The organism is Streptomyces sp. NPDC058812, assembly GCF_042744565.1.
Classification (GTDB): Bacteria; Actinomycetota; Actinomycetes; order Streptomycetales; family Streptomycetaceae; genus Streptomyces; species Streptomyces thinghirensis.
Window position 1 is genome coordinate 133,133 of record NZ_JBHYOB010000003.1, and the last position, 19,187, is coordinate 152,319.

Annotated in this window: 15 protein-coding genes; 5 read left to right on the forward strand and 10 right to left on the reverse strand. The window is 71.5% G+C overall.

Features of this window, described 5'->3' with window-relative positions:
* The first annotated feature begins 110 nt into the window (after positions 1-110).
* Both ACFW48_RS07480 and ACFW48_RS07485 read left to right on the forward strand, forming a co-directional pair.
* Entirely contained in the window at positions 111-1,790 is a 1,680-nt protein-coding gene (locus tag ACFW48_RS07480) for a sodium:solute symporter family protein (protein WP_386311314.1), read from the forward strand.
* A 21-nt stretch (positions 1,791-1,811) separates the two neighbouring features.
* Positions 1,812-2,126, forward strand: a complete 315-nt coding sequence (locus ACFW48_RS07485; RefSeq protein ID WP_386311316.1) for a hypothetical protein — start codon at positions 1,812-1,814, stop codon at positions 2,124-2,126.
* A gap of 169 nt (positions 2,127-2,295) precedes the next feature.
* On the opposite strand, the gene ACFW48_RS07490 is transcribed toward ACFW48_RS07485, so the two are convergent.
* The 4 genes from ACFW48_RS07490 to ACFW48_RS07505 all read right to left on the reverse strand — a co-directional run bounded on the left by ACFW48_RS07490 (position 2,296) and on the right by ACFW48_RS07505 (position 9,145).
* Complete coding sequence (locus ACFW48_RS07490) at positions 2,296-2,970, reverse strand: LuxR C-terminal-related transcriptional regulator (RefSeq protein ID WP_386311318.1); 675 nt, start codon at positions 2,968-2,970, stop codon at positions 2,296-2,298.
* A gap of 247 nt (positions 2,971-3,217) precedes the next feature.
* On the reverse strand, positions 3,218-5,095 hold the full coding sequence (locus ACFW48_RS07495; protein WP_386311319.1) for a PQQ-binding-like beta-propeller repeat protein: 1,878 nt from the start codon (positions 5,093-5,095) through the stop codon (positions 3,218-3,220).
* Between the two features lie 124 nt (positions 5,096-5,219).
* Positions 5,220-7,094 (reverse strand): PQQ-binding-like beta-propeller repeat protein, encoded by a 1,875-nt coding sequence (locus tag ACFW48_RS07500; protein ID WP_386311321.1) that lies wholly within the window; start codon positions 7,092-7,094, stop codon positions 5,220-5,222.
* Positions 7,095-7,330: 236 nt separating this feature from the next.
* Positions 7,331-9,145: an ABC-F family ATP-binding cassette domain-containing protein gene (locus ACFW48_RS07505; RefSeq protein ID WP_386311322.1), complete on the reverse strand. Its 1,815-nt coding sequence runs from the start codon at positions 9,143-9,145 to the stop codon at positions 7,331-7,333.
* Between the two features lie 88 nt (positions 9,146-9,233).
* Between ACFW48_RS07505 and ACFW48_RS07510 the strand changes: the two genes are divergently transcribed.
* Positions 9,234-9,698, forward strand: a complete 465-nt coding sequence (locus ACFW48_RS07510; protein WP_386311323.1) for a Uma2 family endonuclease — start codon at positions 9,234-9,236, stop codon at positions 9,696-9,698.
* A 12-nt stretch (positions 9,699-9,710) separates the two neighbouring features.
* Here ACFW48_RS07510 and ACFW48_RS07515 read toward each other — a convergent pair whose 3' ends face one another.
* The 6 genes from ACFW48_RS07515 to rsmI form a co-directional block, all read right to left on the reverse strand.
* Positions 9,711-10,607: a 4-(cytidine 5'-diphospho)-2-C-methyl-D-erythritol kinase gene (locus ACFW48_RS07515; protein ID WP_386311325.1), complete on the reverse strand. Its 897-nt coding sequence runs from the start codon at positions 10,605-10,607 to the stop codon at positions 9,711-9,713.
* A gap of 7 nt (positions 10,608-10,614) precedes the next feature.
* Positions 10,615-11,475 (reverse strand): 16S rRNA (adenine(1518)-N(6)/adenine(1519)-N(6))-dimethyltransferase RsmA, encoded by an 861-nt coding sequence (rsmA, locus tag ACFW48_RS07520; RefSeq protein WP_386311327.1) that lies wholly within the window; start codon positions 11,473-11,475, stop codon positions 10,615-10,617.
* Between the two features lie 68 nt (positions 11,476-11,543).
* Positions 11,544-12,854, reverse strand: a complete 1,311-nt coding sequence (locus ACFW48_RS07525; protein WP_386311329.1) for a ubiquitin-like domain-containing protein — start codon at positions 12,852-12,854, stop codon at positions 11,544-11,546.
* Between the two features lie 159 nt (positions 12,855-13,013).
* Entirely contained in the window at positions 13,014-13,904 is an 891-nt protein-coding gene (locus tag ACFW48_RS07530; RefSeq protein WP_386311331.1) for a TatD family hydrolase, read from the reverse strand.
* A gap of 42 nt (positions 13,905-13,946) precedes the next feature.
* Complete coding sequence (locus ACFW48_RS07535; RefSeq protein ID WP_386311333.1) at positions 13,947-14,384, reverse strand: hypothetical protein; 438 nt, start codon at positions 14,382-14,384, stop codon at positions 13,947-13,949.
* 187 nt (positions 14,385-14,571) lie between these two features.
* Positions 14,572-15,420 (reverse strand): 16S rRNA (cytidine(1402)-2'-O)-methyltransferase, encoded by an 849-nt coding sequence (gene rsmI / locus ACFW48_RS07540; protein ID WP_386311334.1) that lies wholly within the window; start codon positions 15,418-15,420, stop codon positions 14,572-14,574.
* A gap of 107 nt (positions 15,421-15,527) precedes the next feature.
* Between rsmI and ACFW48_RS07545 the strand changes: the two genes are divergently transcribed.
* Both ACFW48_RS07545 and ACFW48_RS07550 read left to right on the forward strand, forming a co-directional pair.
* Positions 15,528-17,273, forward strand: coding sequence for a dolichyl-phosphate-mannose--protein mannosyltransferase (locus ACFW48_RS07545; RefSeq protein ID WP_386311336.1), 1,746 nt, complete (start codon positions 15,528-15,530; stop codon positions 17,271-17,273).
* Between the two features lie 182 nt (positions 17,274-17,455).
* Positions 17,456-19,087, forward strand: coding sequence for a penicillin-binding transpeptidase domain-containing protein (locus tag ACFW48_RS07550; RefSeq protein ID WP_386311338.1), 1,632 nt, complete (start codon positions 17,456-17,458; stop codon positions 19,085-19,087).
* Positions 19,088-19,187 lie beyond the last annotated feature (100 nt).

Genomic DNA, 19,187 nt, shown 5'->3' on the forward strand with positions numbered 1-19,187 from the left:
AGCCAGCCGATCATCACAATCAAACAAAGAACGTCACCAAAAGTGTTCAAATACTGAACGCGGAGGCGTAGGTTCCGCTCGGATCAGTTCGCGCAACGAAGCGAGTTCGTATGCATACCCCCACATATCTAGCCGCGGAGCTTCGACTCCCCACCAACTGGCTCGACTACTCGATCCTCGGGATCTACTTCGTCGTCGTGCTCGGCATCGGCTTCGCCGCCCGCCGTTCGGTCAAGACCAGCCTGGACTTCTTCCTGTCCGGCCGCTCGCTGCCCGCCTGGGTGACCGGCCTCGCCTTCGTCGCGGCCAACCTGGGCGCCACCGAGATCCTCGGCATGGCCGCCAACAGCGCCCAGTACGGCGTCTACACGACCCACTGGTACTGGATCGGCGCCATCCCGGCGATGGTCTTCCTCGGCCTGGTGATGATGCCGTTCTACTACGGCTCGAAGGTCCGCTCGGTGCCGGAGTTCCTGCTCCTGCGTTTCGACAGGGCCTCACACCTGCTGAGTTCGCTCCTGTTCGCCGTCGCCGCCATCCTGATCGCCGGGGTGAACCTCTACGCCCTCGCTATCGTCGTCGAGGCACTGCTGGGCTGGCCGCAGTGGGTGGCCATCGTGGTCGCCGGCTTCTTCGTCCTGGCGTACATCACGCTCGGCGGCCTGTCCTCGGCGATCTACAACGAGGTCCTCCAGTTCTTCGTGATCCTGGCCGGCCTCATCCCGATCACCGTCCTGGGCCTGAAGAAGGTCGGCGGCTGGGACGGCCTGTCCGACTCCCTCACCCAGTCCCGCGGCGGCGACTTCATGACCGCGTGGGGCGGCACGGGCATCGGCAGCGACAACCCGCTGGGCGCCAACTGGCTGACCATCGTCCTCGGCCTCGGCTTCGTGCTCTCCTTCGGCTACTGGACGACGAACTTCGCCGAGGTGCAGCGCGCCCTGTCCGCGAAGAACCTCTCGGCGGCCCAGCGCACGCCGCTGATCGCCGCGTTCCCGAAGATCTTCATCGTCTTCGTGGTGATGATCCCGGGCCTGGTCGCCGCCGTCCTCGTCCCGAGGATCGGCACGCCCGGCTCGGACCTCCAGTACAACGACGCGATCCCGTACCTGATGCAGCAGCTGCTGCCCAACGGCGTCCTCGGCATCGCGGTGACCGGCCTGCTGGCCGCCTTCATGGCGGGCATGGCGGCGAACATCTCGTCCTTCAACACGGTCTTCACCAACGACGTCTGGGCGAGGTACGTGGTGAAGGGCCGCGAGGACGGCTACTACGTGCGCTTCGGCCGCCTGATCACCGTGATCGGCGTCCTGGCCTCGATCGGCACGGCCTTCCTGGCGTCGTCCTTCTCGAACATCATGAGCTACCTCCAGACGCTCTTCTCTTTCTTCAACGTGCCGATGTTCGTGGTCTTCATCATCGGCATGTTCTGGAAGCGCGCGTCCATGAAGTCCGGCTTCTGGGGCCTGATCGCGGGCACCACCGCGGCGATGGTGAACTACTTCGTCATCTACAAGCAGGGCATCATCGACATCCCCTCCGACCAGGGCGCCAACTTCGTCTCCGCGATCGCGGGCTTCGTGGCCGGTGCGGTCGTCATGGTCGCCGTGTCCCTGTTCACCGCGCCGAAGCCCACCGCCGAGCTCCAGGGCCTGGTCTACGGCACCACCTCCCCCGGCATGTCCGAGGCGCCCGCCAAGGGCGACGACGCGTGGTACCGCAAGCCGGCGCTCCTGGGCTGGGGCGCGGTCGTACTGGCCGCCGCCTGCTACATCCCGTTCTCGTTCTGATCGCGGGAGGATTGAGAGAGCATGTCTGATTCCTACTCCGACAAGAACGTCCAGGACGAGGTCTCCGAGCTGGAGACCAAGTCCGTCACGGCCGCGCGGCTGTTCGACATCCGGCGGATCATCGGCGGGCTGTTCGTCGTCTACGGCGTCATCGTGACGATCGCGGGCCTCGTGGCGTCCGACGACGAGATCGACAAGGCGCAGGGGGTGAACATCAACCTGTGGACCGGGCTGGGGATGCTGGTGCTGGGGTTGTTCTTCCTGGCGTGGCTGAAGGTGCGGCCTACGGCTCCGCCTACGCCGCCGCTCTCTGACGAGGGGCCTTCGGAGGGCTGACGCGGGTGCCGGGTGCCCTGCGTTTGCGGGGCGCCCGGTGTGGGTGCGGGCCGGGGGTGGGTGTCGAGGACCGGCGCCGGCCGGGCCCCCGTGCCGGGGTACCTCCCAGGCCGTTCAGGCGCTGGGGGAGGCACGACTGCCCGCGGCTATGCGGGGGGGGATCCCCCGCTCAGCCGCCTGCCGCGCCCGCTCGGTCCAGTAGGCCCGTGCGGGCGGCCAGTGCCGCTGCCTCCAGTCTCGATCCCACGCCCAGCTTCATCAGCACCCGCTGGACGTGCGTACGCGCCGTGGACGGGGCGATGCCCATCCCCGCCGCGATCAGTCTGGTGTCCTCGCCGTCGGCGACCCGGACCAGGACCTCCACCTCCCTCGGCGTGAGGATCTGCAACAGCCGCTGCCCCTCGTCGTCGGGCTGGGCCGCCGGATTCAGCAGCTCACCGAACGCCCCCTGCAACAGCGACGGCGCCACCGCCGCCTCCCCGGCCCGCGCCTTCATGATCGCGCGCTCGACGCCCTCTATCCGCTCGTCGTGCCGGACGTACCCCGACGCCCCCGCCGCGAACGCCGCCGCGATCCCGCGAGGGCTCGGCACCGGCCCCAGCACCAGCACCGCCACCTGCGGACGCTCCCGCTTGATCCGCAGCACCGGATCGAAGATGCCCGGCTCGGCCGGGGTCGCCGTCCCCAGCAGGCACACCTCCGGCGCCCGGCTGATCACCAGCTCCGCCGCACCCGCGGCCGGCGCCGCCGCGGCGAGCACCCGGTGCCCGCGCAGCTTCAGCGCCGAAGCCAGCGCCTCGGCGAGCAATCGGTGGTCGTCGACCACCATGAGCCGTACTCCCATAGAGCAACCCCCCAGTCACCCAGTCCCCCGGCACGGACGGCAAGGCGCCGGGCTCCCCCGCCCGCGGCCCCGGCCCCCCACCCCGCCCTTCATGCCCCGGAAGCTACACGCTGGCTCGACGTCGCGCTGCCCCTACCGGCGAGAACCGCCCGGGATCGCCGAAATCCCCCGCAATACGGCCCCGCCCCTGAACAGGGACGGGGCCGCGACGGGGGCCGTGGAACCGCCGGCGGTACGCCGGGCGGCGTCAGCCGCTGGTGCCGAAGCCGATCGCCAGGTACTCCTTCTCGTCCGCGCTGGTCGGCTCGCTGGCGTACACCTGCGACATGTACAGGTGCCCCTGCGAGTAGAGGATCTCGGAGTACTCCGGCAGCATGCTCGACTCGACGTCCCGCACCGCCTCCGTCGCCGGGTTCTCCAGCAGCGTGGTCTGCTTGAACGACCCGCCGTCGATGCTCACGATCTGGCCGCCCTTGTCGTACGGCGGGCGCTTGTAGGCGATCACGTTGCCGCCGTCCATGCGCAGCGGGGTGATCGTGTAGCCGTCGCCGGCGTCGGCGCGCTGACCGGTCTGCTTCCCGGTGGCCAGGTCGAAGGCGACGATCTCGTTGGTCCGGCTGTACGACTCGCCGCTGCCCTCGTGCTCCTCGGTCGGGATGTAGAGCCGGTCGTTGCCGACCGCGAGCCCCGAGCAGTGCTCGATCTTGGTGATGGTGTCGCAGCGGGCCGCGAACTGATCGCCCGGCGCGGAGATGCGGGTGAGCAGCTTGCCGGTCTTGTTGTCGATGGAGAAGAAGTCCGAGATGCCGCTGCCGTCACCGGCGGAGTCGCCGACGTCGGCGGCCACGACCAGCGGGTTCGTCGACACGATGCCCGCGTACTCGATGCCCTTGGCCATCTTGTACTCGGAGATCACCTTCCCGCTCTTCGGGTCGATGGTCTGGATGTTCAGCTGCCGTGCGTCGTACGAACCGCACTTGCGCACCGCGACCAGCTTCTCGCCGCCGCCGTAGCCGGCGTCGTAGCAGGTGTCGGTGGTCTTCGGGGACCAGAGGATGTCGCCCTTGGCGATGCCGAAGGCCACGCCGCCGTCGGTGCTGCCGGCCGCGACGGTGTCGCCGCTGATCGTGACGTTGTCGAAGGACATCGGCCGGTCACCGGCGGTCTTCGTCCACAGCTTCTTGCCCGCGTCCAGGTCGATGACCGCGACCTGGGTGCAGCCGTGCGAGGGCTCCGCCTTGGTGGGCATGGCGGGCTGGTGGACGATGACCGTCTTGTTGTCGTCGGTGACGTGCTTGCTGGCCGTGCAGACAGGGCCGGCCAGCTTGATCGTCCACTTCTTGCTGCCCTTGGCGGGGTCGTAGCCGACGATCTCGGCGATGCCGCTCTTGGCGTACACCTTGTCGGTGAGCCACGAGCCGGAGACGACGACGCTGTTGTCCTCCTTGCTCACCGCGGGCGCGGGGACCTGGAAGAGCACCTTGGAGGCGGGGTCGGAAGGCACCTTCTCCTCGCCGCCGGAGGACTTGCCGCCCTCACCGCCCTTCTCGTCCGTGCCGCCCTTGCCGCCGGTGCCCCCGGTGGAGCTCGCGGTGTCGTCCTTGCCCCCGTCGTCGGTGGAGCCGGCGTACCAGACACCGCCGCCGATGATCAGGGCGATCGCGACGACGGCCGCCACGATGATCGCCATCTGCGCGTTGATCTTGCGTCCGCCGCCCGGCCCGCCGGCCTGGGGCTGCATCGGCACGGTCGCCTGCGGATAGCCGTAGCCGGGCTGACCGGGGTAACCGGGCTGGCCGGGCTGGCCGTAGGGCGGCGTCGGCTGCCCGTACGGGCCGGGCTGCTGGCCCGGCTGCTGACCGGGGTAGCCGTACCCGGGCTGGGGCTGCGGCGGAGTCTGCGGATACCCGTACCCCGGCTGCGGCGAACCCGCCGGCGGGCTGGGCGGAGCCGCGGGCGCCTGCGGCGGCGTCTGCGGGTAGCCGTAGCCCGGCTCCGGGGCCTTGCCGAGGTTCGGCCCACCGCCCGACGGCGGGGTGGGCGGCTGCGGCGGCGGGCCCTGCGGCGGGCCGAAGCCTCCCCCCTGCGGGGGCTGGTTGGGCGGCGGGGGCGGCGGCTGCGTCATGACGTGAGTACCTCGGGGAGCGGAGACGACGGGGACGGCCGTGCGAACCGGCCTGGACGGCCGGATCGCACGCATCGCACGGGCCGGGCAGATCGCACGGAACGCGCGGGACGGGCGGAGAAGGTCACTTGCCGAAGGCGAGCATCAACTTCTCCTTCGACTCGTCGTTTCCGGTCAGGCGGGTGGTGGAGATGTAGAACCGCCCGTCGACCCAGTCGATGTCCTTGGAGTAGAAGCTGTTCTCGATGTCCGCGACACCCTGCGGGTTCTGCAGCAGCTTGACCGGCTTGTGGCTGCTGCCGCCGGTCGCGATCGACACGACCTGGCCGCCGGCGTCGTAGGACGGCTGCACGTACGCGATGAGCTGGTCGCCCTCGACCCGCAGCGGCATCATCGACTCGTCCGCCGGGGACTTCGCGCGCCACTTCTCCTTGCCGGTGGTGAGGTTGATCGCGACGATCTCGTTGGCGCCGCTGGTCGCCTCGGTCGGCAGGTAGAGCGTGCCCGCGGCGACGGCGACGCCCGCGCAACCCTGGAGGTCGCGGTCGAGGATGGCCCAGCCGCACTCGGGGGCGAAGTCCTCGTCGACGCCGACCTGTTCGAGGACCTTGCCCTTGGAGGTGAAGGTGGAGATGTTCCAGACCTTCTTGTCCTCGTTGGTGGCGTAGACGACGAGCGGGTCGACGGAGTAGGCGCGCTCGACCCGCCAGCCCTTCTCGTACTTGTAGGTCCACAGGACCTTGCCGGTCTTCGGGTCGAGGCCCTGGACCTCGTCGTGCTCGTTGTTGCCGCCGGCGCCGCAGGAGGCGACCTGGACGATCGTCTTCGGCCCGCTCGCGAAGCCGGCCGGGAAGCAGGCGTCGCCGTACCGCTTCTTGTCGTACAGCTTCTTGCCGCTGCGGACGTCGTAGGCGGTGCCGGACTGGGAGCGGCCGACCATCAGGATGTCGCCGCTGACGTTCAGCTCGACGGAGAGGGTGGTGTCGAAGAGTTCGCCGTCCTCGACCTCCTCCTTCCAGCCCTTCTCACCGGTGGCGAGGTCGATCTCCTGCATCTGGTTGCACTTGGCGCGGTCGCTGGAGCCGCTCATGTAGGCGACGACGATCTTGTCGGCGGCCGTCTTCTCCGGGGTGACCGCGCAGATCTTCTCCGGGAAGGCGATCGGGTCCCAACTGGGCTTGCCGTCACCGACGTCGTAGGCGAAGACCTGCTTGTACGCCGCCTTCACCGCGGTCTCGCCAGTGATCCACATGCCCGGGGCGTCAGCGCCGGAACCGGGGGCGTCGGGCGCCTCCTTGTACCAGAGCACCTTGGACTCACCGGCCTGGCGGCCCTCGTTGAGGTCCTCGGGGTCCTCGCCGCCGTCGCCCCTGCCGTCACCGGGGTTGACCGGGGCGCCGCCGGAGCCGGAGGGCTTGGGGTCGTCGCTCTTGCCGGCGACGGGCTTCTTGTCCTTGTCGTCGCCGCCGCTCGCGGTGACCGCCCACACGCTGCCGCCGATGACGATCAGGGCCGCGACCGCGGCGCCGATCGCCAGGGCGGGCTTGCCCTTGAAGGGGTTGCGGGACCCGGAGCCGCCGGGCGGCGGGGTGCCGGGCGCGCCCGGGAACTGCGGCTGCGGATAGCCGTAGCCGGGCTGCTGGCCGTACGGACCCGGCTGCTGGGGCTGGGCGTACGGGCCGGAGTTGTACGGCCCCGGCTGTCCGTAGGGACCCGGCTGGCCCGGCTGGCCCGGCTGGCCCGGCTGGCCCGGCTGGCCCGGCTGGCCCGGCTGGCCCGGCTGGCCCGGCTGTCCCGGCTGGCCCGGCTGGCCCGGCTGTCCCGGCTGGCCCGGCTGGCCCGGCTGCTGCGGGTAGCCGTACCCCGGCTGCGGCTGCTGCGGCGGACCGGGCGGCGGGCCCTGCGGGGGCGGCGGGGGCGGCGCCCCGAAGCCTCCCGGCGGTGGATCCTGCGGTGCTCCGAAGCCACCCTGCGGCGGCTGGTTGGGCGGCTGGCTCATCAGCGCGTTCCCCCTTATTACTCACTGATTTCTAGCCACGCCCCCGAGGTACGCGCTGGCCTCGGAGTCGTTTTGCGGCAGTCACTCAGACAGTTCTCGGACGGCCTTTCTATCACCCGGGCAGGACGGCACACCGGGCCGCGTCCGCCCCTGTTCCCAAGGGAGGACCGGCCCGTGATGCCTCTGTTACGGGCCTTCACGTCCTCTTCACGCCGTACGCGCCCCCCCGCGCGCGGCTAGGCGTCCTCCGCCAGTTCCAGCCAGCGCATTTCCAGCTCCTCGCGCTGACCAGCCAGTTCGCGCAGCTCGGTGTCCAGCTCGGCCACCTTCGCGAAGTCGGTGGCGTTCTCGGCGATCCGCGCGTGCAGCTTGGTCTCCTTCTCGGAGACCTTGTCCAGCTGCCGTTCGATCTTCTGGAGTTCCTTCTTGGCGGCGCGCACGTCGGCGGCGCTCTTCTCGGGCGCCTCCGCGGCCGGCTTCGCGGCTGCCGCCAGGACGTTGGCCGCTGCCGTCTCCTCCATGCGCCGGCGCCGCTCCAGGTACTCGTCGATGCCGCGCGGCAGCATCCTCAGCGCGCCGTCGCCGAGCAGGGCGAAGACCCGGTCGGTGGTGCGCTCCACGAAGAACCGGTCGTGGGAGATGACGATCATCGAACCGGGCCAGCCGTCGAGCACGTCCTCCAACTGGGTCAGGGTCTCGATGTCGAGGTCGTTGGTGGGCTCGTCGAGGAAGAGGACGTTGGGCTCGTCCATGAGGAGGCGGAGCAGCTGGAGGCGGCGCCGCTCACCACCGGACAGGTCGCCGACCGGCGTCCACTGCTTCTCCTTGCCGAAGCCGAACGTCTCGCACAGCTGCCCGGCGGTCATCTCGCGGCCCTTGCCGAGGTCGACGCGCTCGCGAACGCGCTGCACGGCCTCCAGCACCCGCCAGGTCGGGTCGAGTTCGGCGACCTCCTGGGACAGGTACGCCAGCTTGACGGTCCTGCCGACCCGGACGTGCCCGCCCGCGGGCTGCTGCTCCCCGTCGCTGTACGCGGCGTTCGCGAGGTCCCGCAGCAGGGAGGTCTTGCCGGCGCCGTTGACGCCGACGAGGCCGATGCGGTCGCCGGGGCCGAGCTGCCAGGTGACGTGCTTGAGCAGCACCTTCGGGCCGGCCTGGACGGTGACGTCCTCCAGGTCGAACACCGTCTTGCCGAGCCTGGACGAGACGAACTTCATCAGCTCGCTGCTGTCCCGGGGCGGCGGCACGTCCGCGATCAGCTCGTTGGCGGCCTCGACGCGGAAGCGGGGCTTGGAGGTGCGGGCGGGGGCGCCGCGCCGGAGCCAGGCCAGCTCCTTGCGGACGAGGTTCTGTCGCTTGGTCTCCTCGGTGGCGGCGATGCGCTCGCGCTCGGCGCGGGCGAAGACGTAGTCGGAGTAGCCGCCCTCGTACTCGAAGACGTCGCCGCGCTGCACGTCCCACATGCGGGTGCAGACCTGGTCGAGGAACCACCGGTCGTGGGTGACGCAGACGAGTGCGGAGCGGCGCTCGCGCAGGTGCCCCGCCAGCCAGGCGATGCCCTCGACGTCGAGGTGGTTGGTGGGCTCGTCGAGGACGACGAGGTCCTGTTCGTCGATGAGCAGCTTGGCGAGCGCGATACGGCGCCGCTCGCCACCGGAGAGCGGCCCGATGACGGTGTCCAGGCCCTGCGGGAAGCCCGGCATGTCCAGGCCGCCGAACAGCCCGGTCAGCACGTCCCTGATCTTGGCGTTGCCGGCCCACTCGTGGTCGGCCAGGTCCCCGATGACCTCGTGCCGGACGGTGGCCTCGGGGTCGAGGGAGTCGTGCTGGGTGAGCACGCCGAGCCGCAGCCCGCCGGAGTGGGTGACGCGGCCGGTGTCCGGGTCCTCCAGCTTGGCGAGCATCCGGATCATGGTCGTCTTGCCGTCACCGTTGCGGCCGACGACACCGATGCGGTCCCCCTCGGAGACGCCGAGGGACACGCCGTCGAGGAGCGCACGGGTGCCGTACACCTTGGTGACGTTCTCGACATTGACCAGGTTGACGGCCATTTCTCTCCTGACTGGGGGATCGATCAGCCTTCCAGCGTAGGCCCTCCGGGGTGTGAGGTGACGCGGACGGGGGTCGTCACTCTTTGTGGTGACGCATGTCGGACCGCCCGGCTACGCGAATGTGATCGACCTTCTGGTCTGGGGGCTGCGCGCAGGGTTGCCCGCCGAGTTCAGGGTCAGCCGGGAGATGACCACCATCCTCGACCGGCGCAACGGGCCGGAGCCCGAGGTGAGCGTCATCCGTGCCGAGGCGGTCACCGGGCCGGCACAGACGAGCTACAAGGCCAAGGACGTCCTCCTCGCCGTCGAGGTCGTCTCCCCGGACTCCGAGTCCCGCGACCGCACCACCAAGCCCCAGAAGTACGCCGCCGCCGGTATCCCGAACTTCTGGCGCGTCGAGCAGGGCGGTACGGACGGCAGGCCGGTCGTCCACGTCTACGAACTCGAACCGGTGACAAAGGCATACGTACACACGGGAATCCACCGTGACCGCATCAAGGTCGACAAGCCCTACGTCATCGACATCGACCTGACGGCCGTCGACGAACTCTGAGCCGGTCCTCCCTCACACCACCGTCGCCCCCGCCACCGCCCCCACCGCCGTACGCACCTCACGGCAGGTCCCCGACGCCCGCAGCACCCCCGCGATGTCGGAGGCCGACCTCGCGTCGGTCGCGAGGAAGGCCGTGGTCGGTCCCGAGCCCGAGACCAGGGCCGCCAGCGCACCCGCGGCCCGTCCCGCCGCGAGGGTGTCGGACAGTTCGGGGAAGAGGGAGAGCGCGGCCGGCTGGAGGTCGTTGGAGACGGCCACGGCGAGCGCGGCCGGGTCGCCCTTGGCGAGGGCGTCGAGCACCCCCTGATCGGCGACCGGCTCCGGAATGTCCTGGCCCTCCCCCAGCCGGTCGAACTCGCGGAAGACGGCCGGGGTCGACAGCCCCCGTGCGGCCAGTGCGAACACCCAGTGGAAGTCGCCGCCGACCTCCAGCTCCGTCAGCTTCTCGCCCCGCCCGGTGCCGAGCGCGGCCCCGCCGACCAGGCTGAACGGCACGTCGCTGCCCAGCTCGGCGCAGATCGCGAGCAGCTCGTCGCGCGAGGCGCCGGTGCCCCACAGGGCGTCGCAGGCGACCAGCGCGCCCGCGCCGTCGGCGCTGCCGCCCGCCATGCCACCGGCGACCGGGATGTCCTTGACGATGTGCAGGTGCACGTCGGGCTCGCGGCCGTAGCGCTCGGCGAGGGCGAGGGCGGCGCGGGCCGCGAGATTGCCGCGGTCCAGCGGGACCTGGTCGGCGTCCGGGCCCTCGCAGGTGACGCGGAGTCCGTCGGCGGCCGGGGTCGCGGTGATCTCGTCGTACAGGGAGACCGCGAGGAAGACGTTGGCCAGGTCGTGGAAGCCGTCGGGGCGGGCGGCACCGACGGCGAGCTGGACGTTGACCTTGGCGGGGACGCGGACCGTCACGCTCACTTGCTCGTCACTCCTTGTGTTCGGCGATACGCGCGAACTCTTCCACGGTCAGCGCCTCTCCGCGCGCCTGCGGGGACACGCCCGCGGCGAGGAGGGCGGCCTCGGCGGCCGCCGCCGAACCGGCCCACCCCGCGAGGGCGGCCCGCAGGGTCTTGCGGCGCTGGGCGAAGGCGGCGTCGACGACGGCGAAGACCTCGCGCTTGGAGGCGGTGGTCTTCAGCGGCTCGGTCCGCCGGACGAGTGACACGAGTCCGCTGTCGACGTTGGGCGCGGGCCAGAAGACGTTGCGGCCGATGGAACCCGCCCGGCGGACCTCGGCGTACCAGTTGGCCTTCACGGACGGCACGCCGTACACCTTGTTGCCGGGTCCGGCGGCGAGCCGGTCGGCGACCTCGGCCTGCACCATGACGAGGGTGCGTTCGATGCTCGGGAAGGTGTCGAGCATGTGGAGGAGGACGGGTACGGCCACGTTGTACGGCAGGTTGGCGACCAGCGCGGTCGGGGCGGGGCCCGGCAGCTCGGTCACGTGCATCGCGTCGGAGTGGACCAGGGCGAAACGGTCGGCGCGCCCGGGCATGCGGGCGGCGACGGTGGCGGGGAGGGCGCCGGCGAGTACGTCGTCGATCTCGACGGCGGTGACCCGGTCGGCGGCCTCCAGCAGGGCCAGGGTGAGCGAGCCGAGACCCGGTCCCACCTCGACCACCACGTCGTCGGGGCGTACCTCGGCGGTGCGGACGATACGGCGGACCGTGTTCGCGTCGATCACGAAGTTCTGGCCGCGCTGCTTGGTGGGGCGCACACCGAGGGCTGCCGCGAGTTCACGGACGTCGGCGGGACCCAGAAGGGCGTCGGGGGTGGGGCTGCTCACCCCGCAAGGGTAGCCGGGGGCGGCAGCATGCCCGCCGGAGCCGCGGGTGCCCCGAGGGTCCCGCCCGGTCAGCCCTGCAATCGTGCCCCGCAGTGCGGCCACGAGTCGGCGCCGCTGCGTACGTACAGCTTCTTCGCGCGGTACGTCTGCTCCGATGCCGACGCGTCCTGGGGGCGGCCCTCGCCGCCGAGGCTCCGCCAGGTGTGGGTGTCGAACTGGTAGAGGCCCCCGTACGTCCCCGAGGGGTCGACGGCGTCCGGGCGGCCGCCCGACTCGCACGCGGCCAGGCCCTGCCAGTTCAGGTGGTCGGCGCCCCGCACGGACGTCGGCCGGGCGCGGATGCCGACCCGCACGATCTGCGGGCTGGGTTCGCGCACCACCTCGGTGTGCAGCCGGCGCGGCTTCTCGCGGACGCCGTTGACGGTGCGCAGCGCGTACGTGGTGCGGCGCAGACCGGGCCGGCCCGCCTGCTCGACGACCTCGGTGCCCCGGTAGAGGGCGGAGTCCTCGACCCGCCGCACGTCGAACGGGATCGGGTCCTCGTGGACCTCCTCGGAGCCGGTGATCCGCAGCACCGTGACGGTCTGCCCGTCGCGGGGGAAGCCGGTCGCCGGGACGGAGGTGGTGTCCTGGCCGCGCAGGGTGACCCCGGCCTGCTCGACGGCTTCGCGCACGGTCGCGGCGTTGGTGCGGACGGTGCGGGCCCGGCCGTCCGCCATGACCGTCACCACCCGCTCGGTCCGTACGTTCAGGGCGAGGCCCTCGCGTCCGACGCGCCGGGAGCCCTCGGTGGACAGGTACGCGCCCTCCGTCCGCACGCCGAGCTGCCGCAGCGCCCCCTCCACCGTCTCCGCGGTCGTCCACACCTGGCGCCGGTGGCCGTCGAGGGTGAGCAGGACCGGCCGCCCGTAGCGGACGGAGACCTCCTCGCCGCTGGTGAGCGGGGTCCCGGGCGCGGGCACGATCACGTCGTGGGCGCCCACCTCGACGCCTTCCTGCGCGAGCAGTTCGGTCACGTCGTCGGCGAAGGTGTGCAGTGTGCGCGGGGTGCCGTCGACGGTCAGCTCGACCGCCTTGTCCTTGGCGACGAAGGCGGTGGTGCCGCCCGCGAGGAACGCCACGACCAGCGCACGCGGCAGCAGCCGGCGCAAGGAGCCGTCCGCGCGCCCGGCGCACCGCTCCCGGCGCCGGCGCGCGGCCCGGCCGTCTCCCGGCACGGGAGCCGGGGTCCGCGGAGCGCCCTGTCGGGGCAGCGCGGGGCCGGTCGGCTCATGGGCGGGCCGGTAGGTGTCGCCGTACGCCAGGGTCGGCGCGCTGTGCACGTCGTACGGTGCGTGCGTCTCGTGGGTCGCGAAGGTTTCGAACTGCGTTCTGCTCACGCCGACACGCTCCAGGGGTCCGGATCGGGCCCCCAGAACCTAGCGGAGCGCTCGTCACTCTCCAAAGCGACGCGACTACGCAGCGTGGCGCGGCTTCTTCTCGGCAGCCGTCTCCGCCGTTCTCGGTCAGTAGCCGCTCAGTACCCGGTCAGCACCCGCTCAGTACCCGAAGGCGCGGGCGGTGTTCGCGGCCAGGGCCGTCGCCAGCGTGTCCTCGTCGACGCCCCGCACGTCGGCCATGGCACGCACCGTGACCGGCACCAGGTAGGGCGCGTTGGGCCTGCCCCGGTAGGGCACCGGCGTCAGGAACGGCGCGTCGGTCTCCACCAGGACCAGCTCGGGCGGGGCGACCGCGAGCGCGTCGCGCAGGTTCTGGGCGTTCTTGAAGGTGACGTTGCCGGCGAAGGACATGTAGTACCCGGCACTCGCGCAGATCTCGGCCATCTCCGCGTCGCCGGAGTAGCAGTGGAAGACGGTGCGCTCGGGGGCGCCCTCCTCCTTGAGGACGCGCAGGACGTCGGCGTGGGCGTCGCGGTCGTGGATGACCAGGGCCTTGCCGTGCCGTTTGGCGATCTCGATGTGGGCGCGGAAGGACCGCTCCTGGGCCGCCTTGCCCTCGGGGCCGGTGCGGAAGTGGTCGAGGCCCGTCTCACCGACGCCCTTGACCTGGGGCAGCGCGGCCAGCCGGTCGATCTCGGCGAGGGCGTCGTCGAGCGCCGCGTCCCCGCCGGGCTCGCGTGCCCCCTGCCTCGACCAGCCGTCGGGGTCTCCGTGCACGATGCGCGGCGCCTCGTTGGGGTGCAGGGCGACGGTGGCGTGGACGGCGTCGTACGCCGCCGCCGTCTCGGCCGCCCAGCGGGAGCCGGCGAGGTCGCAGCCGACCTGGACGACCGTCGTGACCCCGACCGACGCGGCCTTGGCGAGAGCCTCCTCCACCGTGCCCGACTGCATGTCGAGGTGGGTGTGCGAGTCGGCGACCGGTACCCGGAGGGGTTCGGGAAGCGGGGGCGCGTCGTTCTTGTCGGACCGGCCGGAGGCGTTCGAAGGCATGCCTCCGATCCTACGAAAGGTCCCCCGGGCCCGGTACGGCCGTCAGCTCGCCCCGCGGTGGAGGTGCAGGGCGTTCAGGAGGTCGGCCAGGTGCCAGTGCCGGCGCTCGGGGGTGCGCCCCGGCACCCCGGGTCCCGGCGCCCCGGGCACCCGCGGCACCTCCAGGGGGCCGGCCGGCGGCACCCGGTGGAGGCCGTGCGAGGCGCCGCGCGCCGAGGCGACCCGCCCCGGCCGCATGATCCGTACGACGTGGTTGCCGCAGTTCTCGCAGGTCGGCCGGGTCAGCGGGGAGGGCACGACGCGGCCGTCCGCGACGTAGAGCACGAACTCGTTGCCGTCGACGTCCTTGTGGTGCTCGATCTCGAACGACTGCTCCCAGCCATGCCCGCAGCGCATGCAGGCGAAGGAGTACGACTCGTGGACGACGGCGGTGGCTCCGGCGCGCGGTCCGGTCCGCCCCGCACTCTCACTCGTGCTCATCCCGGCTCCTTCGGTTCGCTGGCCGATCCCTTTTCGCTCCTTCCTTCAGTGGACTCCTCCACCAGCGGGAAAGCACCGGATCTGCCGAGTGTTTGAGCCGATTTGAGCTGCCCTTGGCGCAAGGGGCCGAAGGGTCAGGGACGGGTCAAGCGCGGCCGGATCAGGACCGTCAGGAAGAGCAGGACCGTCAGGCCCCCGCGTTCTTCGCCGCCACCACCGCGTCGAACACTTCCCGCTTGGGCACGCCCACCTGTGCGGCCACCGCGGCGATCGCCTCCTTGCGCCGCTCCCCCGCCTCCTCGCGCACCCGCACCCGGCGCACCAGCTCCTCCGCGCCGACCTCCTCGGCCCCCTGTTCCGGCGCGCCCTCGACGACGACGGTGATCTCACCGCGCACCCCCTCGGCGGCCCACGCGGCCAGCTCGCCGAGGCCGCCGCGCCTGACCTCCTCGTAGGTCTTGGTCAGCTCCCGGCAGACGGCGGCCCGCCGGTCGGCGCCGAAGACCTCGGCCATGGCGGCGAGGGTGTCGTCGACGCGGTGCGTGGACTCGAAGTAGACGAGGGTGCGGCGCTCCCCGGCCACCTCGCGCAGCCGGGTCAGCCGCTCGCCGGTCTTGCGCGGCAGGAAGCCCTCGAAGCAGAACCGGTCGACCGGCAGTCCGGACAGGGCGAGCGCGGTGAGCACGGCGGACGGGCCGGGCACGGCGGTGACCCGCACGTCCCGTTCGACGGCGGCGGCGACCAGCCGGTAGCCGGGGTCGGACACGGACGGCATCCCGGCGTCGGTCACGAGCAGCACGCGTGCGCCGCCCGCCAGCTCCTCGACCAGCTCGGGCGTACGGGCGGACTCGTTGCCCTCGAAGTACGACACGACACGCCCCCTGGGCGTCACGCCGAGCGCCTGGGTGAGCCGGCGCAGCCGCCGGGTGTCCTCGGCGGCGACGACGTCCGCGCCGGCCAGTTCCTCGGCGAGCCGCGGCGGGGCGTCCCGGACGTCGCCGATGGGGGTGCCCGCGAGTACAAGGGTTCCAGTCACGCCCCCATCCTCCCAGGGACGGGCACGCGTCCTGCAGCGGACGCATCCGGACCACCGGTGAGGGCCATGCGCGGGACGCGCACAGTACGGTTCCCTACGATGGCGCGGTGACCAGTACCGCGTCCTCCACGGACACCCGGCAGGACCAGGCCCCGCACGACCGGCGGCCCACCTGGCAGCAGCGGCTGCGCCGCTTCGGCTACACGGCGGGGCCCGCGGCCGGCGACGTCCGCGACCGGCTGGTGCCGCCGTACACGAGCCCCGGTCCTCGCCTGTGGGCGTTCCTGGGCCTGGCCAAGGGGCCGGCCGACCGGATCGTGCGCTGGTCGGCGTGGGGCGGTCCGCTGCTGGTGGCGCTGCTGGCGGGCGTGCTGCGGTTCTGGAACCTGGGCAGCCCGAAGGCGGTGATATTCGACGAGACGTACTACGCCAAGGACGCCTGGGCGCTGATCCACCGCGGTTTCGAGGTCAACTGGGACAAGAACGCCAACGACCTGATCCTGAACTCCGGCGGCGACGTCCCGATCCCGACCGACGCGGCGTACGTCGTGCATCCGCCGGTCGGCAAGTACGTCATCGGCCTGGGCGAGCTGCTGTTCGGCTTCGATCCGTTCGGCTGGCGCTTCATGACGGCGCTGCTCGGCACCCTCTCGGTGCTGCTGCTGTGCCGGATCGGCCGGCGCCTGTTCCGCTCGACCTTCCTCGGGTGCCTGGCGGGCGCGCTGATGGCGGTGGACGGGCTGCACTTCGTGATGAGCCGCACCGCGCTGCTGGACAGCGTGCTGATGTTCTTCGTGCTGGCGGCCTTCGGCTGCCTGGTCGCCGACCGCGACTGGGCCCGCGGGAAACTCGCCGCCGCGCTGCCGGTGGACGACGACGGCCTGGTCCGCCCGGACGCGCACATCGCCGGGACGTTCCGGCTCGGGTGGCGTCCCTGGCGGCTGGCGGCGGGGCTGATGCTCGGCCTGGCAGCGGCCACCAAGTGGAACGGCCTGTACATCATGGCGGCCTTCTGCGTGATGGCCGTGCTGTGGGACGTCGGTACCCGCCGGGTCGCGGGCGCCCACCGGCCGCATCTGGCGGTGCTGAAGTACGACCTGGGCTGGGCGTTCCTGTCGACGGTGCCGGTCGCGCTCGGCACCTACGTCCTGTCCTGGCTGGGCTGGATCCTCTCCCCCGCCGACGGCAGCGGCGGCTACTACCGCGACTGGGCGGCGAACGACGGCAAGGACAGCTCCTGGTCCTGGCTCTTCCCGGACTGGTGGCGCAGCCTGTGGCACTACGAGACGCAGGTGCTGGAGTTCCACACCAACCTCACGTCGCCGCACACCTACCAGTCGAACCCCTGGAGCTGGATCGTCCTGGGCCGTCCGGTCTCCTACTTCTACGAGTCGCCGGCGCCCGGTACGGACGGCTGCCCGGCCGACGCGGGCGAGAAGTGCGCCCGCGAGGTCCTGGCGCTCGGCACCCCGCTGCTGTGGTGGGTGGGCTGCTTCGCGCTGCTGTACGTCCTGTGGCGCTGGGTCTTCCGCCGCGACTGGCGCGCGGGCGCCATCGCCTGCGGCATCGCGGCCGGCTATCTGCCCTGGTTCCTGTACCAGGAGCGCACGATCTTCCTCTTCTACGCCGTCGTCTTCCTGCCGTTCCTGTGCCTGGCGGTGGCGATGCTGCTGGGGGCGATCGTGGGCCGGCCGGGCTGCGGCGACGCCCGGCGGGTCGCGGGGGCGACGGGCGCGGGCGTACTGGTGCTGCTGATCGCGTGGAACTTCATCTACTTCTGGCCCATCTACACGGGCACCGCGATCCCGATGGAGGACTGGCGTTCACGCATGTGGCTCGATACCTGGGTCTGAGTCCGGGGAGTCCGGGTCCGAACACGCCGCATCTCCATTCGGCCACCATCCGGAAACATCCGTACCGCCGGTCACGCGCTGCACATAGAGTGCAACTCCGCACCGCTTCTGAACGTGTTCAAGACGGCGGGCGCAGCGGATGGAAGTTCAGAAACGGGGAATCGGACGGGGAGGGACTGCCGATGGGCAGGGGGGTGAAGGTCGCCGTCATAGGCGGCGTGTTCGCCGTGATGGTGGGCGGTGCCGGGTACGGCGCCTACAACGTCGTGTCGGCGCTGGACGGCGGCGGGGGCTCGGGAGCCTCGGGGGCGACGAAGAAGAGCGGGCCGCCGAGCGGCGACGAGGTCGGGGAGACGACGGAGAAGTTCTTCACGGCCTGGGAGAAGGGGGACGCGACCACGGCGGCGTCGTACACCAACAACGCCACGGTCGCTGGGACGCTGCTCACCGCCTACGGCGAGGCCGCGCACATCACCGACGTCGAGATCACGCCCGGCACGGCGAACGGCACCGCTGTGCCGTTCACCGTGAAGGCGAAGGTGTCGTACGAGGGCGCGACCAAGCCGCTGACGTACAAGAGCAAGCTGACGGTGGTGCGCGGTGAGACAACCGGCCGCGCGCTGGTCGACTGGCAGCCGTCCGTCGTCCACCCCCAGCTGAAGGACGGCGACACCCTGGTCACCGAGGAGTCGTCGACCCCCCAGATCCAGGCGGTCGGCCGCAACGGCACCGTGCTCACGAAGGAGAAGTACCCCTCCCTCGGCCCGGTCCTGGACACGCTGCGCCAGAAATACGGCGACAAGGCGGGCGGCACCCCCGGTGTCGAGCTGATGGTCCGGCACACCGCGGCCGAAGCCGCCGACACGTCGCTCCTGACCCTGACCGAGGGCGAGCCCGGAAAGCTGGAGACCACGCTCAGCGCGAGCGTCCAGGCGGCGGCCGAGAAGGCCGTGAAGCGGTACGGCGAGTCCTCGGTGGTGGCGGTCAAGCCGAGCACCGGCGAGGTGCTGGCCGTGGCGAACAACCGCGCGGACGGATTCAACGCGGCCTTCCAGGGACGCGTCGCCCCCGGTTCCACCATGAAGATCATCACCGCGGCGATGCTCATCGACAACGGTGTGACCTCGATGAACGGCCCGGCGCCCTGCCCGGACACGGCGACCTGGCAGAGCCAGACCTTCAAGAACCTCACCGGCATGAAGGCCGACATGAGCGCCACGCTCGCCAACACCTTCATGCGGTCCTGCAACACCGGCTTCATCAAGCTCATCGACGAGGACCCGCTCACGGACGCCTCGCTCACGGCGGAGGCCGAGGAGCGCTTCGGGCTGAAGGGGGACAACTGGCAGACCGGCATCGTCTCCTTCGACGGCAGCGTGCCCGCGTCCGGCGGCCCGGACCGCGCGGCCAACGCCATCGGCCAGGGCCAGGTCCAGATGAACCCGCTGAACATGGCGTCGGTGACGGCGACCGCCATCACCGGCGAGTTCCGCCAGCCCTACCTGGTCTCGCCCGACCTGGACGACCGGCAGCTCGCCACCGCCAAGGGCCTGCCGCAGAGCACCGCCGCCCAGCTCAAGCAGATGATGCGGCTCACCGCCACGCAGGGCACCGGCGCCGCGGCCATGTCCGGGCTCGGCGGCGACATCGGCGCCAAGACCGGGTCGGCCGAGGTCGACGGGCAGACCACGTCCAACAGCTGGTTCACCGGCTTCCGCAATGACGTCGCGGCGGCGGCCATGACCGAGGAGGGCGGCCACGGCGGCGACGCGGCCGGCCCGATCGTGGCGGACGTGCTGCGGGCGGGGGGCTAGGCGACAGAGCCTATGGCGGACCGGATGCGACGGGTGCCCATACTGTGGTCGCCGTCGTTGGAAGCATGAGGCAATGAGGGCACCGAGGGACCCCGGGAAT

Excerpts from the sequence above, each read along its gene's own strand:
- ACFW48_RS07480 (WP_386311314.1), top strand. The coding sequence starts at position 111 with ATGCATACCCCCACATATCTAGCCGCGGAGCTTCGACTCCCCACCAAC.
- ACFW48_RS07485 (WP_386311316.1), top strand. The coding sequence starts at position 1,812 with ATGTCTGATTCCTACTCCGACAAGAACGTCCAGGACGAGGTCTCCGAG.
- ACFW48_RS07490 (WP_386311318.1), bottom strand. The coding sequence starts at position 2,970 with ATGGGAGTACGGCTCATGGTGGTCGACGACCACCGATTGCTCGCCGAG.
- ACFW48_RS07495 (WP_386311319.1), bottom strand. The coding sequence starts at position 5,095 with ATGACGCAGCCGCCGCCCCCGCCGCCCAACCAGCCCCCGCAGGGGGGA.
- ACFW48_RS07500 (WP_386311321.1), bottom strand. The coding sequence starts at position 7,094 with ATGAGCCAGCCGCCCAACCAGCCGCCGCAGGGTGGCTTCGGAGCACCG.
- ACFW48_RS07505 (WP_386311322.1), bottom strand. The coding sequence starts at position 9,145 with ATGGCCGTCAACCTGGTCAATGTCGAGAACGTCACCAAGGTGTACGGC.
- ACFW48_RS07530 (WP_386311331.1), bottom strand. The coding sequence starts at position 13,904 with ATGCCTTCGAACGCCTCCGGCCGGTCCGACAAGAACGACGCGCCCCCG.
- ACFW48_RS07535 (WP_386311333.1), bottom strand. The coding sequence starts at position 14,384 with ATGAGCACGAGTGAGAGTGCGGGGCGGACCGGACCGCGCGCCGGAGCC.
- ACFW48_RS07550 (WP_386311338.1), top strand. The coding sequence starts at position 17,456 with ATGGGCAGGGGGGTGAAGGTCGCCGTCATAGGCGGCGTGTTCGCCGTG.